Annotated in this window: 13 protein-coding genes and 1 pseudogene; 9 read left to right on the top strand and 5 right to left on the bottom strand. The window is 65.6% G+C overall.

What is annotated here, in order from left to right; genetic code table 11:
* Nucleotides 1–228 precede the first annotated feature (228 nt).
* From UU7_RS13650 to UU7_RS13630, 4 genes are all read left to right on the top strand, one after another.
* The gene (locus UU7_RS13650) at nucleotides 229–1215 is read left to right on the top strand and encodes a hypothetical protein (RefSeq protein ID WP_157582282.1); all 987 of its coding nucleotides are present in this window, start codon (nucleotides 229–231) and stop codon (nucleotides 1213–1215) included.
* Nucleotides 1216–1553: 338 nt separating this feature from the next.
* A complete protein-coding gene (locus UU7_RS13645; protein ID WP_007809204.1) occupies nucleotides 1554–2975 on the top strand; it encodes a serine hydrolase domain-containing protein in 1422 nt (473 codons plus the stop codon).
* 384 nt (nucleotides 2976–3359) lie between these two features.
* Nucleotides 3360–3908, top strand: a complete 549-nt coding sequence (locus tag UU7_RS13635) for a DUF922 domain-containing protein (RefSeq protein WP_007809201.1) — start codon at nucleotides 3360–3362, stop codon at nucleotides 3906–3908.
* Between the two features lie 209 nt (nucleotides 3909–4117).
* Nucleotides 4118–5419 carry a GGDEF domain-containing protein gene (locus UU7_RS13630; protein WP_007809200.1) on the top strand — a complete coding sequence of 434 codons (1302 nt, stop codon included), beginning with the start codon at nucleotides 4118–4120 and terminating at the stop codon, nucleotides 5417–5419.
* Nucleotides 5420–5857: 438 nt separating this feature from the next.
* On the opposite strand, the gene UU7_RS13625 is transcribed toward UU7_RS13630, so the two are convergent.
* Both UU7_RS13625 and UU7_RS13620 read right to left on the bottom strand, forming a co-directional pair.
* A complete protein-coding gene (locus UU7_RS13625) occupies nucleotides 5858–6862 on the bottom strand; it encodes a c-type cytochrome (protein ID WP_157582279.1) in 1005 nt (334 codons plus the stop codon).
* A 167-nt stretch (nucleotides 6863–7029) separates the two neighbouring features.
* Complete coding sequence (locus tag UU7_RS13620) at nucleotides 7030–7272, bottom strand: hypothetical protein (protein WP_157582277.1); 243 nt, start codon at nucleotides 7270–7272, stop codon at nucleotides 7030–7032.
* Between UU7_RS13620 and UU7_RS13615 the strand changes: the two genes are divergently transcribed.
* Both UU7_RS13615 and UU7_RS13610 read left to right on the top strand, forming a co-directional pair.
* Nucleotides 7265–8086 (top strand): hypothetical protein, encoded by an 822-nt coding sequence (locus UU7_RS13615; RefSeq protein WP_157582274.1) that lies wholly within the window; start codon nucleotides 7265–7267, stop codon nucleotides 8084–8086. The two genes, UU7_RS13620 and UU7_RS13615, sit on opposite strands and share 8 nt — an antisense overlap.
* A 131-nt stretch (nucleotides 8087–8217) precedes the next feature.
* Nucleotides 8218–8676 carry a MarR family winged helix-turn-helix transcriptional regulator gene (locus UU7_RS13610; protein ID WP_007809196.1) on the top strand — a complete coding sequence of 153 codons (459 nt, stop codon included), beginning with the start codon at nucleotides 8218–8220 and terminating at the stop codon, nucleotides 8674–8676.
* Between the two features lie 6 nt (nucleotides 8677–8682).
* Here the strand turns inward: UU7_RS13610 and UU7_RS13605 are convergent, their stop codons facing one another.
* Complete coding sequence (locus UU7_RS13605; protein ID WP_007809195.1) at nucleotides 8683–9093, bottom strand: ester cyclase; 411 nt, start codon at nucleotides 9091–9093, stop codon at nucleotides 8683–8685.
* Between the two features lie 178 nt (nucleotides 9094–9271).
* On the opposite strand from UU7_RS13605, the gene UU7_RS13600 reads away from it, so the two are divergent.
* Nucleotides 9272–9649 carry a hypothetical protein gene (locus UU7_RS13600; RefSeq protein WP_007809194.1) on the top strand — a complete coding sequence of 126 codons (378 nt, stop codon included), beginning with the start codon at nucleotides 9272–9274 and terminating at the stop codon, nucleotides 9647–9649.
* A gap of 67 nt (nucleotides 9650–9716) precedes the next feature.
* Here the strand turns inward: UU7_RS13600 and UU7_RS19100 are convergent, their stop codons facing one another.
* Entirely contained in the window at nucleotides 9717–10298 is a 582-nt protein-coding gene (locus tag UU7_RS19100; protein WP_007809192.1) for a helix-turn-helix transcriptional regulator, read from the bottom strand.
* Between the two features lie 100 nt (nucleotides 10299–10398).
* Nucleotides 10399–10596 (bottom strand): annotated as a pseudogene (locus UU7_RS19095) (cupin domain-containing protein); the annotation flags it as partial.
* Nucleotides 10597–10757: 161 nt separating this feature from the next.
* Between UU7_RS19095 and UU7_RS13590 the strand changes: the two are divergent.
* Together UU7_RS13590 and UU7_RS13585 are read left to right on the top strand one after the other, a co-directional pair.
* Nucleotides 10758–11294, top strand: a complete 537-nt coding sequence (locus UU7_RS13590; RefSeq protein ID WP_007809190.1) for a carboxymuconolactone decarboxylase family protein — start codon at nucleotides 10758–10760, stop codon at nucleotides 11292–11294.
* A gap of 341 nt (nucleotides 11295–11635) precedes the next feature.
* Nucleotides 11636–12259: a DUF1294 domain-containing protein gene (locus tag UU7_RS13585; protein ID WP_007809189.1), complete on the top strand. Its 624-nt coding sequence runs from the start codon at nucleotides 11636–11638 to the stop codon at nucleotides 12257–12259.
* The last annotated feature ends 7 nt before the right edge of the window (nucleotides 12260–12266 follow it).

Here is a 12266-nt window from a genome sequence, read left to right as displayed (position 1 = left end):
GACGATAGTCGGGGATCGGTCAAGGGAAGGGGGGCAGGGGAAGCTGGGCAGGTTCATTGAACCGCTTTGCTGCTCGGCTGCGAAACATGGGGGACATGGCTCATCAGATTCACGAACCGTCTTCCGGGTCGGGCTCGGTCGTGCCGTCCTGATTGGCCGCTTTCCGTTGTCGATCGGCTCGATTGCGATGCAGGTGTTTCGGAACCCCATCAACCGACAGGAGCTCCCATGCTGTTCAGTCAACCCAATTCATATCAGGGCAGGATTCCCCTTGAGTTGTACGTCGAACTGCAGAACAAGTTCCCGCAGGACGAGCTGGAGTCCGATCTGGCGTGGCTGCGACGGATAAAGAAGGATCCGTCGCTGTACCAGAAGATGTTCGGGACACCGCAGTTCAAGCTGGAGTTGATCCAGGCGGTGCAGCGTCGGGCGGCGATTGCAAAGATGGCCGCCGCCGGGGCGACGCGACAGGGAAAGGACTGGAAGGCGTGGTCTCCCGCTGCGCGTTATCAGGAGGATATGGCGCGCGAGGTCCAGAAATCCGGCAAGCAACCGTCGGAGTATGCCAAGGAAGCCTACGCGCAGTTGCTGGAGCAGTTCGACGCCACGACTCCCGTCAACGGGAGCGTGTTCTGGAACGGCATCAACGAACTTGCCCTGATGAAGAAGATCGACAAGTGGAACAGCAGTGGGGAGATCTTCGGCCAGCTGGAGGCGACCACGGCTGCCCGCTATGTGAACAAGCAATTCGTGTGGGAGCCGGGCGGTGCGTTCGCCAACTACTTCACGAGCGTGTCCGGCAAGCTCGGGCACGCGGCACGAGGGCATGTCACCGCGGTTTGCCGGTGTGGACTTCGCAATGATTCCATCCTGACCACGACCGAACTTCCGGCCATGGTCAAGTTGATGACTGACCAGATCAAGGCGAAGAAGGAGCCCGTCATCACCGATTTCACCATCGTCGTGATCGAGCCCATCCTGCTGCCGGACCAGCCGTACGCGATATACACCAACAATGATCTGGCGAAGGTCTCGATCGTCAGCCCGAAGCCCGGGAAGCGCATCAGTGGTCGAGACGATTGCAACGTGGATGGACAGCTTTCCATCAGCAATCCCTTCCTTCAATACTACTGGGCTGCCCGGGGACGCCGGCCCGAAACCGCGGCTGTGACCAGGATCAAGGAAGACCTCAAGTCCCTGATCACATGGCCGTGACCCGGCGCGCGGCCGAGCGGAAACCGGGGGGCGCTTCACTTGCGGGCGTCCGCAATCCCAAAAGGATCAGGACCGTTTCTGACCGGTAGTGGCGAATTCAGGGGGCGTGCGCTCGCGTCCATTTCCTATTGAATGGTCGACGCTGACGTCGGTTTCGCAGCCCCCGCTTTCGCAACTGCAACTGATCGGCAGCTCGCTGCATCTGGTGAATCAACGCCGCCAAGTCGGACGGTGACCCAGAGAGCTTCCCGATGATCGACCGCGCCTCCCGAGTTCGCATGCTCAGGTTTGCCCCCTTGTGGGCATCGCTTTCGCTGTTCTGCGCGGCGACTCCGTGCATGGCTGCAGCACCCGCAAACACGCCGCTGCCCGATACGCCGGTGGGCCACCTCGCCGGCGAACTGATCCGCCATGCCAATGACGACGGCCCGGTACGGATCAGGCAATGGGTGCCCGGTGTCCTGTCGGCATCCATGGCCGCGGACGACAAGGCGGCGTTTGTCACGGACCTGGCTTCGGCGGCACGCGACAGCGGCGGTCTGGACGTGTTCGATGTGCGCACCGATCCACGCCAGCCCGGGCTGCTCGAAGTGGCCGTCAAGGGACGGCGCAACGGGCAGGCCGCGCTGTTCTGGCTGACCGCCGATCCGGCGCATCCGGACCGGCTTGGGCAGGCGAACCTGGTGCCGATGGACAATCCGCTTTACGCGGACTGGCCGAAGGGACCGGTATCGCATGCGGAGCTGGGAAAACAGATACACGCCGTACTGGACAAGCTGGCAAGCGTGTCCGATTTCTCCGGTTGCGTGACCGTGCTCGATGGCGGCGAGACCGTGTTCGACGAGTGCCGCGGCCTGGCCGAACGCAGCTTCCATGCGCCGGTCGACCAGCAGACGAAGTTCCGCATCGGCTCGGTCGGCAAGATGTTCACCGCGGTCGCCATTGCGCAACTGGTCGAGGCCGGCAAGCTGTCGTGGGACGACACGCTGGCGAAGCGGGTTCCGGAATATCCCGACCAGGCGACGGCGAAGAGGATCACCGTGTGGGAGCTCCTGCACCACACCTCGGGCCTCGGCGATTTCCTGGTGCCGGAATATTTCGAACACGCCAAGCGCTACGCCAACCCGGGGGACTACCTGGGACTGATCGCCCGCCAGCCCAGGATGGGCGAGCCGGGCAAGGGGTTGAACTACAGCAACGCCGGCTACGTCCTGCTCGGTCGCATCATCGAGAACGTCTCGGGCGAAAGTTACTTCGACTACATCCGGCAGCATGTCTTCGAGCCTGCCCGGATGACCGCGAGCGGCTTCGAGAGTGTCGACCAGATCGTGCCCGGACTGGCGGTGGGCTACTACCACGACGATGGGGTGTTCTCCCGGACATGGAAGGCCAACTGGGTGCAGGGCATCTACAAAGGCAGTCCTGCAGGCGGCGGCTATTCCACCAATGCCGACCTGCTGCGGTTCGCTGCGGCCCTGCACGGCGGCAAGCTGCTCAAGTCCGTGACCCTGGCGAAGATGTTCGACGATGCCCTGCCGGCCGGTCCCGGTGCCGTGGGCGCCGGCATCGATGAGCGTCTTTCGCACGGCCGCCACGTCCGCGGCCATCAGGGGGGCATCGAAGGCACCACGGCAAACCTGGAAATGGTGTGGGAAACCGGCGCAGCCGTGGCCCTGACCAGCAACGAAGGACCCTCCCAGCACTGGTTGCTGGCCGAACAGATCGCCGACTTGCTTGCCGCTGAAGGCGCAGGGAAGTGAGTGGGGGAAAGCGTGCTGCCGCACTGGCGGTCGCCCGGGAATGAGACGGCGCGGCTGCGCGTGCAAGCGCGCAGCGGCCCGATACGCCGCGAGCGGGTCCGCCATGCCGATGACGATCGCCAGGTACGGATCACGCAATGGGCGCCGACGGCGACAGTGCTCGGGACCTTCCCGATCGGCCATCGAGCGTATGGCTTGTTCCCGAGGCTTTTCGCCCAGGACCGGTGGTGAACGGTCGCTCCGGCTCCCGCCGGCCTCGACGCGCTGTCCGCATGGACGGAGTCTTTGTCCGCGGACAGTGCCTGAGCGATCGCGGGGCGCGGCCGCATGCGTCTGGAACGTTACGTGCTTGGAGCACGGAACCTCGATGCCGGAAGCACGCCCATGTTCGTCATGCCACCACCGCCGCCACCAGCCATCCCGGCCCCGGTCATCCGCGAGGATGTCCGCTATTACGCAATCGAGGGTCGAGGCGAACCCGAACTGGTTGCGCAGATGAACGCGAAGGGTTACCGGGATCAGCATGGCCGTTACTGGGGCTACACCTCGCCGCAGCTGAAATGGAGTTTCGACACGCAGCCCGCCGAAGGCCACTGCAATCTGGTCGATCCAAAGGTGGTGCTGACCATCACCACCACCTTGCCGGCATGGACGCCGCCTGCCGGCACGTCGGCCGCCATGACGGCCAAGTGGCATGCGTTCGATCGGGCAATACGCCACCACGAGGGAGAGCACGCGCGGATAGCCCGCGACGAGGCCCGCGAGCTGGTTGCCTTGATGCGAAGGCATCGCCGCGACGTTACCTGCGGTGGCCTCGATGCATCCCTGCAGGCGCAGGGAAGGGTGATCATGCGCAGAGCCGAAGCGGCGAATGCCGAACTGGACAGGCGCACGCGACACGGTGCAACCGAAGGCGTGGCGATGGGCTGGTGAGGAATCCGCGGCCCGATCGGAATCAGACAGCCAAGGGGACGTGACTGGTCGAGGGCGGAAGTGGTCCCCGCTTCATTGGGCTCGATTCCGTTGGATGAGCCATTTCCATCCTGCTGGCCTTCCGTTCGCCTGCTGTACGATGGCCCGTGCATCGCAGGTCGCGCCCGGTGCGCAGCGTGCATGCCAGGCAACGAAGGAGGTGAATCTCGATGGGACGAAGCCCCGAGGCGCTGTTGCGCAGGCTATCGGTGCGCCAGCGGATGACGGCCATCATCGCGCTGCTGTTGCTGCCACTTGCCGTGCTCAGTGCCGTCAGCATGATGGTGTTGAACGAACAGGAGATGGCCTTCCGCGATTCGGTGGAGGAATCGGTACACGGGCTGCTGCCGTTGACCACGCTGGAGCATTACCTGCAACAGGCGCTGGTGGATGAGTTGCTGGCCGAGTCGCACGACTCGGTGCCCGACTTTGCCGGACTGACCCAGAACGTGGACAACAGCTTTTCGAGCATCCAGCTGGGTGCGAACGCGAAGGATGTGCCGAAGCAGGTCATCGACGACGCGCAGAAGGCCTGGGTGCAGGCACGCCCATCGATTCGCCGCCTGGTTGAACAGGTGCACGCCCGGCATGTGAGCGGGGCGACGGCCAGCGCGAACACGCGCATCGAGCTGGAGCGCGCCATACAGGACGTGTCGAGTGCGCGGGCAAGCCTGGCCGGCGTGCTCAGGGCGCGCTACGAGCATGCCGCGGCCCAGCGCAGCCGTCAGTTGCACTGGCTGATGTGGAGCTGGCTGATCACCCTGGCCGTGGCCGCGGTGCTGATCGTGATCTTCCTGCGCTCTCTGCTGCGACCCCTGCAGGCGTTGACCCAGGCCGCCCGGCATATCGAGGAGGGCCAGGCCGGTGTGCGCGTGGACGTCGACGGCCGCGACGAGCTGGCCGTGCTGGCCGAGTGCTTCAACCGGATGACGGCGAGTTGGGAGACCACCCAGGGTCACCTGCAGACCGAGGCGATCAAGGACCCCCTCACCGGCGTGCTGAACCGTCGCGGCATTCTTTCGCAGCTGGACGCCGAGCTCGACCTGCATCGGCTTCGACAGCAACCGCTGAGCGTGCTGGCGATGGACCTTGATCGCTTCAAGTTCATCAACGATCACTACGGGCACAGCACGGGCGACCGCGCGCTGACCTGGGTGGCCACCACCATGCGCGGTCTGTTGCGCGAGCACGACCATCTGGGACGGCACGGCGGCGATGAATTCATCGCGGTCCTGCCGAACACGAGCCATGCCGCTGCATTGGAAATCGCCGCGCGCATCGGCCAGCTCGTGCGCGAGGGAGCGGCGCGCGAAGCGGCGTACCCGGAGATCACCATCGGCGTCGCCACCGCGCCGGACGATGGCGACCTGGCTGCATCCCTGCTGGAAGCGGCCGACGCCAGGCTCTACACGCAGAAGAAGCACCGCCACGCGGGCAGCCCGGCGAGCGCAACGTCGCCTCCGACGCAGTAGCGCGCGAGCGGGAGCGTGATCAGTGAAGAGAGGTCATGGCAAGTCCGGTGCCTGAGAAAATTTCACGGCGTTGCCGATCGACTCCCGAGGTTTGACCTGTGCCGCGACCGGACATCGACTGGAACGCGGCCATCGAATGTGACTGTTGTCTGGCAAGGCGGTCCGTTCGTCCGACCTCGTCGACTACGTGGGCCGCTCCGCTGTCCGGTCACCGCGCACCATGTTCGAGGAAGTTGCAAACCCGCTGCAACACGGGAGATTGATTCGATGCCGTATCACGTTGGTGGCAATGGAACCTGCCCTGCAGCAGGGCAGGCGTTTTCGTTGGCGGTTGCATGGAATTGAAGGGGACGTGGCCAATTGGATTCGGTCGCTGTCTTGCAGAGCGTGCCGCCCCTCAGGCCTGATTGACCACGTCCGCCTTTCTCTGCCTGTTCATCAGGGTTTGCGCGAAGCGGCATAGGCCGCCACGTCGATCATGTCGTTGATGCCGAGTTGCGAAGCTTCCGTGCGCATCGGCGCGGCTTGCGGATTGCTGCGCTTGCCAGTGCGGAACAGGATCAGCTCGCGCATGATGTAGGTCGGCGAGCGCCCGGCCAGCGGCGGGATGACGCCGACACCGTGCAGGGTCGCACCGTGGCAGGATTCACAGGCCGCCGCGGCGCCGGTTCCTTTCGCCGAGATCGCCGCGCCGCGCGCGATGCTGCCGGGCGGCACGTAAGCGATGTATGTCGTGCGATCGCTGCCGTACCTGTAGTCCGCGAAACTGACGGGCGTCTCGATGATGCGCTGGCCGATCGGTTCGCGCGCGCTGCCCTTGTCAGGCACCTGCATCAGAAACTTCCAGTGCATCTTCGGCGTCGTCGCTGTCTCGATCACCTGGACGTGCGATTGGTATTTCATTTTCGAAAAATAGTCGGCCGCAAGTCGCAGGTCGTCATCGCCCACTGCGCGCGCTTCCTTGCGCATATCCTGCGAAGAGCGCGGCGTGTTCGCGCCGCGTTGGCCGGCGCGAAATGCCGCGAATTGTTCGAGGATGTACGCCTTCGGCAAGCCCGCCGGCGATGCCGTGGCCGGCGTGCCCGTTCCATTGAACCCGTGGCATCCCTTGCACGACTCCATCTGCTTGCGGCCTTCAGCCACGATCGTGGGCGCGGGCGGATGGTCCTGCGGAAACCAGTCGGGCAAGCTCTGGTCAATCTGCGATTGCATATAGCCACGCGCACTGCCCGTGACGTGAACCCGCTCCTGCGGATGCGGCAGCGGCGCCTGCAACTCGGAAAGCGGCGGGTACACCGGGAAGGCCCAGGCTTCCGCCGCCGTGATTTCCGCATTCGACGCGGCCTTTGTATCTTGCGCGTGTGCAATCACGCCGCCGAGCATCAACGATCCGAGCAGCGTCGCTGCGCAGCCGATGGCCCATTTCCCTGGTTGTCTACGCATATCGTCCCCCGTGAAAGGCGGATTTCAGACTTGCATCAGGTCACCGAGCAAGGCCCACCCGCAGCACTGCCGCACTTGTGAACCGGCGCTACCGACGCAGCATGAATGATTCACCGGAGGCGTCCATACGGCTCGCACGAATCGGCAAGCAACCCCCAGCGCCCGCATCAGGCGGATCGTTCAACGGCCTCCCCACAGCCAACGCGGGTTTTCAATCTAGCAGGTCGGCGGACGCGCACCCAAAGGAATCCGGATATCCGCAGCTCCGGCTCGATGTCGATGTCGATGTCGATGTCGATTTCGGTTGAGCCGCTTCGTCGTTGCCATGTGCGGCTGGAAGGGAAGGCCGCGCAGCAGCCTTGAATCGAGCCGCGCAGCGGGCGCCCAACAGAGGACAACACCATGTTCATCACGACGATCGCGGGGATGTCTGGCAGCAATGAGAGCGGCTTTCTCCGGATCGTCCGGAGGCCGTCGAATTCCGGCGTCATCGGCAGGCTTGCCGCCAGGGTAATGGCTTGCGCCGCCCTGGTCGGTCTCGCCCTGCTCGGCGCCGCGGCGCAGGCGGCCGAGTCCTATCCGCGCATGGCTCCCGTCAAGGCCTATCTGATGGACCGCGAGCAGGAGATCGCGCTGGCCAGGAGTGCCGCACCCGCTGCCATTTCCGGGAACGCGACGGTGCTGGTCCTGACTCTCAAGGGGTATGAAACCGCCGTCACCGGCACCAACGGGTTCGTCTGCTGGGTCGCCCGGGGTTTCAGCGGCGCCACGGACTGGCCCGAGCGATGGAACCCGAAGATCCGCGCCGCCGGTTGTGACAACCCGCAGGCTGCGCGCAGCGTGACGCCGATCGCCAGGCTTCGCACGGCGATGACACTTGCCGGTCGCTCCGATGCCGAGGTCGCCGACCGCATCCAGGCAGCTCTTCGCACCGGCAAGATCCCGCCGCTGGGCGCGGGCGCCATGTGCTACATGATGTCGAAGTCGTCCTATTTGTCCGATGACGGCGGCCACGACATGGCGCACGTGATGTTCTACATCCCCGCCAGGGATGGCACCGACTGGGGCGCCAACGCCTCCGGCTCCCCCGTTTTCGGCGGCAACTACTGGTTCTACGCGCCGGAGCATCAGGCCGGGGCCGCCAAACTGCCGCCGCTGTCGGTCCTGCTGGTCGGCGTCGCCACCTGGTCGGACGGAACGCCCGCCACGATGCCGCCGATGTAGATGACTTCGCATGACGGTCTGGCGCCGGCGGGTTGGCGGGAACCAGGTCGTCGTCCCGCGGATCGTCCCTGCCACGGCTGCCTGCCACGGCGCCGGAGCCACCCGGTCAAGGAATACGGCACACTGGCGAGATGACGACACGCAAGCTTCAAGACGATCCGGTTTCCGATGCCCTTGCCTTGGCCGAGGAGCTGCGTCGGGCCATTGGCACGTTCGTGCGGGCGATCCGCGAGGAGACGGCGACCGAAAGATCGGCGCAGTCCGAAACGCTTGGCTTGCTGGCCCGCGAGGGCGCGATGAACGTGGCGGCGCTGGCGCAACGGCGCCGGGTGACGCACCAGACGATGCGGGTGGTGGTGGCGCAACTGGTGGCGGATGGATTGGTCGAGCGGAGTGCGGACTCCGCCGATCGACGCAGCTGGCAGCTGTCGCTGTCGCGCGCTGGCCGTGCGCAGGTGTTGCGCGATCGGGGCACACGCGCAGCACGGATCGGCACGCTCATCGGCACCACGTTGTCCGTGGCGGAACGGAAGCAACTGCGAACGGCGATCGGACTGCTGGAGCGGCTCAGCGCGGCTGCGGTGGAGTGAAATGGTTCAGTTCTTCAGCTGTGCCAGCGTGGCGGCCAGGGTGTTCAGCCCCCAATGCTCCGCATAGCGCCCGTTGGCGATGCGAACGATGTCGATCACCTCGATGGTGACCGTCCGCCCCGTAGCTTCGACGCCCAGCAGCGTGCCAACGTGGATGCCGGTGATGGTCTTGCGGGTGGTGACCTTGTCGCTTTCGGCGACCTGGTCGTGGATGGTCACGACCAGGTTGTCCAGCGCGGGGCGCAGGACGTTCGCGAACGTGTTCCACATGCTTTCCGGCCCGTTCGGTGCACCCGCTGGTGCCGAGCGGTTGACGAAGTCCGGCTGCATCAGTGCATCGAAAGAGGCACGGTCTCCCCTGGCGATGACTTCGTCATTGAACCGTCGTACCACGGCCTTGATGGCCTCCAACGACATCGCGCGCTCCTGATTGTCCGGTCGTCGAAATACACAGTATACCTGTATGAATGTACTGCGCGAGCGCGGTGCGCGGGGCCGACTGGAACCCGTATCATCATTGTCCGGCGGCGATGCGGGGCCGGCAGCGCATCGTTCGACATCGTGGCCGGTCACTGGCGACCAGGGGAAAACTGAAATGACACTCGACCGGAAGTTTCTGCTCTGCGGTTTCGCCTATGCCGTTGCGGGCATGGGGCTGGGCATGTACATGGCGGCTTCGCACGACCACTCGCTGTTCGTTGCGCACGCGCATATCCTGCTGGTGGGTTTCGTGGTGTCATTCGTCTACGCCCTGATCCACAAGCTGTGGCTGCCCCGCGCGGCCGGGCGGGTCGCCGGCTTCCAGTTCTACCTGCATCAGCTTGCGGCGCTGGCGATGGCTGTCGGCCTGGTGCTGCTTTACGGCGGCAAGGTTCCCGAGGCGGTCATCGGCCCGTTGCTGGGACTGGCCTCGCTGGGCGTGCTGATTGCCGTGCTGTTGATGGCGTGGATGGTCCTGCGATCGCGCGACTGATGTTCGTCGCGCGCGGTGGTGGATACGAACCGTGCCGGGGCGAACCGTCCCCGGCTTCCTTCTCCGGTTACCCGGCCTGGCGACGGAACGCGGCGGGGCTGGTGCCGTGCACGCGCTTGAAAGCCTGGCCGAAGGCGGCGCGCGAAGTGTAGCCGCAGGCTTCGCCGATCTGCTCGATGGAACGCGGGGTTTCGCGCAGCAGGCGCGCGGCGAGGTCCATGCGCAAGGCGGTGACCACGTCCATCGGCGTGGCCGGTGACAGTTCGGCGAAGTGCCGCGCGAAGCTGGCCCGCGACATGCGGCTGACCTCGGCCAGTCGCTCCAGCGTCCACGGCTCGGCAGGGGCGGCGATCACGGCGGCCAGCGCGGGACCCACGCGGGCATCCATCAACAGGGCGAGCAGGCCTTGCTGCAAGTCGCCCTGGTCCATCAGCGTGCGCACCACCAGGGTGAACAGCGCGGCGGACAGGTGCGCGATCACGGCGTCGCCGCCCGGCGAGGCCTGCTGGCTTTCATGGCGCATGGTGTGCAGCAGTGCGTGCAGGCCGGCGTAGTCGTCGCGGCCCCTGGTGCGCAGATGCACCACCTCGGGCAGCGCCCGCAGCAGCAGGGCGTGGTGGCGACCCAGCTCGAAGGTGCCGCACAGCATGTCGAAGTCGCTGCGCGGCGCATCGCTGGCCAGTTCGACCAGGCGGCCCAGCGGGCGGCGTACTTCGGCAAACGCCAGGGTGGCGCCGTCCGCGTGGGCGCATGGTGTGGGCGGAGCCGCGCGGAAACAGCACCAGATCGCCAGCCACGAACGGCCGTCTCTCGCGGCCCACTTCCAGCAGGGCTTCGCCGGCCAGCACCACGTGGTAGGGCACCTGGCCCGGGGGCGACTCCGGGTGCGGCACCGACCATGCGCCGGCGAAACGGCACAGCAGGTCCACCCGTCCGTGCAGGCCCATCGAAGTCACCAGGGTGCTCAAACTGTCCATCGGTACCTCAAGACGAATGAAACCAGGATCGAGACGCGCGCAACACGATGGCGCCAGCGCGACGCCCATCATTGTCTCCACCGGCAGATGCCCAAGGCAACGCCGCCTCTTTCTTCCACAGGAGTTACCCCATGACCCGTTTGCACACAGTCGCCCCGGACCAGGCCGGCCAGGAAGCTGCCGAGCTGTTCGGCATCGTCAAGCGCAACATCGGCAAGGTGCCGAATGTCTACGCCACCATCGGCAGCAACGCGCCGGCCGTGCTGGCCCACATGCTCGACACCGGCGCCACGCTGGCGAAGAGCTCGCTCTCCCGGCGCGAGCAGGAAGCGATCAACCTTGCCGTGAGCGAAGCCACCGGCTGTGACTATTGCGTGGCCGCCCACACCATGACCGGCAAGATGGCCGGCTATACGGCGGAGCAGACACGTGAATTGCGCAGCGGTGCCTATGTCGAAGACGCGCGCATCGATGCGCTGGTGAAGTTCGCGCTGCAACTGGTGCAGCAGCGTGGCACGCTGGACGCCGCCGCCGTCGATGCGCTGAAGGCGGCCGGGTTCGACGATCGCCAACTGGTCGAGATCCCGCTGGTGGTGAGCGCGATCCTGTTGACCAACATGGTCAACCGCATCAACGACACCACGCTGGATTTTCCCAGGGCCGCGTGAGCCATGACGTAACAGCGAAACGGGCGTCTCGGGGCGCCCGTTTTGCCGTGCCGCCGTTGGTCGCCTGGATCGGTGCCGCGATCGCATGTCTGGGGAGGCCGGCCATGACGACATGCATCGGCCGCTGTCTCTGCGGCGAGGTTCGCCTGCAGGCAGCGGATTGCCGCCGCTTCCGCGGCATGCCACTGCAAGCGTGATCGCGAGGGCGCGGGTCGTCGCGTAGATCAGTCCGTGCGCGAGGGGCGGCAACGGCCATCGGCAACGTCTGCCAGCGCCCTCGCTTCGTCGAGATTGCCCTGCCGCCGGCCGCCTGACACCATTCTTCGCTGACGGAGGCAGCCATGCGCTTTGCGGGTCGGATCACCGAATGGAACGACGACAAGGGGTTCGGCTTCGTGGTGCCGAATGGCGGCGGCACGCGCACGTTTGTGCACATCAGTCAGTTTCCGCCCGGCGCGCGTCGACCCGCGGCGGGTGATCTCATTTCGTACCTGCCCGTCGTCGATGAGCGCGGACGCAGCAACGCGCAACAGATCCGTCATGCCGGAGCAAGGGCAGCCGTGGCTCGACCGTCGTCGCGGCAACCCCGCATGCCGCGCGCCGCGCTCGGGGCCGGCTCGCTGGTGATCGGCGTGGTCGCATGGGCGACCGGCTTTCTTCCGCTCGCGCTGCTGGCGGTCTACTTCGGCATGAGTCTGGTGTCCTACCTGATGTACTGGGCGGACAAGTCCGCGGCGCAAGAGGGGCGCAGCCGCAGTCGCACCCCGGAAAGCCATCTGCATCTGGTCGACCTGCTCGGTGGCTGGCCGGGCGCATTGATTGCCCGGCAACAGTTTCGTCACAAGACGGTGAAGCACACATTCAAGTTTGCTTTCCGGGTGACCGTTGCGGTGAACCTGGGAGGCTGTGTCTGGCTCGTCAAGTCCGGAGTGGCGGCTGAGCTGCTTCGATTGCTTGCCCGGTGAAGCAGCT

This window comes from Rhodanobacter spathiphylli B39, assembly GCF_000264295.1.
Taxonomy (GTDB): Bacteria; Pseudomonadota; Gammaproteobacteria; order Xanthomonadales; family Rhodanobacteraceae; genus Rhodanobacter; species Rhodanobacter spathiphylli.
The sequence above is the reverse complement of the archived record's forward strand: the minus strand, read 5'-3'. Positions and strand labels throughout refer to the sequence as shown.

Coding starts and splice junctions, on each gene's coding strand:
- UU7_RS13650 (WP_157582282.1), top strand. CDS start 229: ATGCTGTTCAGTCAACCCAATTCATATCAGGGCAGGATTCCCCTTGAG.
- UU7_RS13645 (WP_007809204.1), top strand. CDS start 1,554: ATGGCTGCAGCACCCGCAAACACGCCGCTGCCCGATACGCCGGTGGGC.
- UU7_RS13635 (WP_007809201.1), top strand. CDS start 3,360: ATGTTCGTCATGCCACCACCGCCGCCACCAGCCATCCCGGCCCCGGTC.
- UU7_RS13630 (WP_007809200.1), top strand. CDS start 4,118: ATGGGACGAAGCCCCGAGGCGCTGTTGCGCAGGCTATCGGTGCGCCAG.
- UU7_RS13625 (WP_157582279.1), bottom strand. CDS start 6,862: ATGCGTAGACAACCAGGGAAATGGGCCATCGGCTGCGCAGCGACGCTG.
- UU7_RS13615 (WP_157582274.1), top strand. CDS start 7,265: ATGTTCATCACGACGATCGCGGGGATGTCTGGCAGCAATGAGAGCGGC.
- UU7_RS13620 (WP_157582277.1), bottom strand. CDS start 7,272: ATGAACATGGTGTTGTCCTCTGTTGGGCGCCCGCTGCGCGGCTCGATT.
- UU7_RS13610 (WP_007809196.1), top strand. CDS start 8,218: ATGACGACACGCAAGCTTCAAGACGATCCGGTTTCCGATGCCCTTGCC.
- UU7_RS13605 (WP_007809195.1), bottom strand. CDS start 9,093: ATGTCGTTGGAGGCCATCAAGGCCGTGGTACGACGGTTCAATGACGAA.
- UU7_RS13600 (WP_007809194.1), top strand. CDS start 9,272: ATGACACTCGACCGGAAGTTTCTGCTCTGCGGTTTCGCCTATGCCGTT.
- UU7_RS19100 (WP_007809192.1), bottom strand. CDS start 10,298: ATGCTGTGCGGCACCTTCGAGCTGGGTCGCCACCACGCCCTGCTGCTG.
- UU7_RS13590 (WP_007809190.1), top strand. CDS start 10,758: ATGACCCGTTTGCACACAGTCGCCCCGGACCAGGCCGGCCAGGAAGCT.
- UU7_RS13585 (WP_007809189.1), top strand. CDS start 11,636: ATGCGCTTTGCGGGTCGGATCACCGAATGGAACGACGACAAGGGGTTC.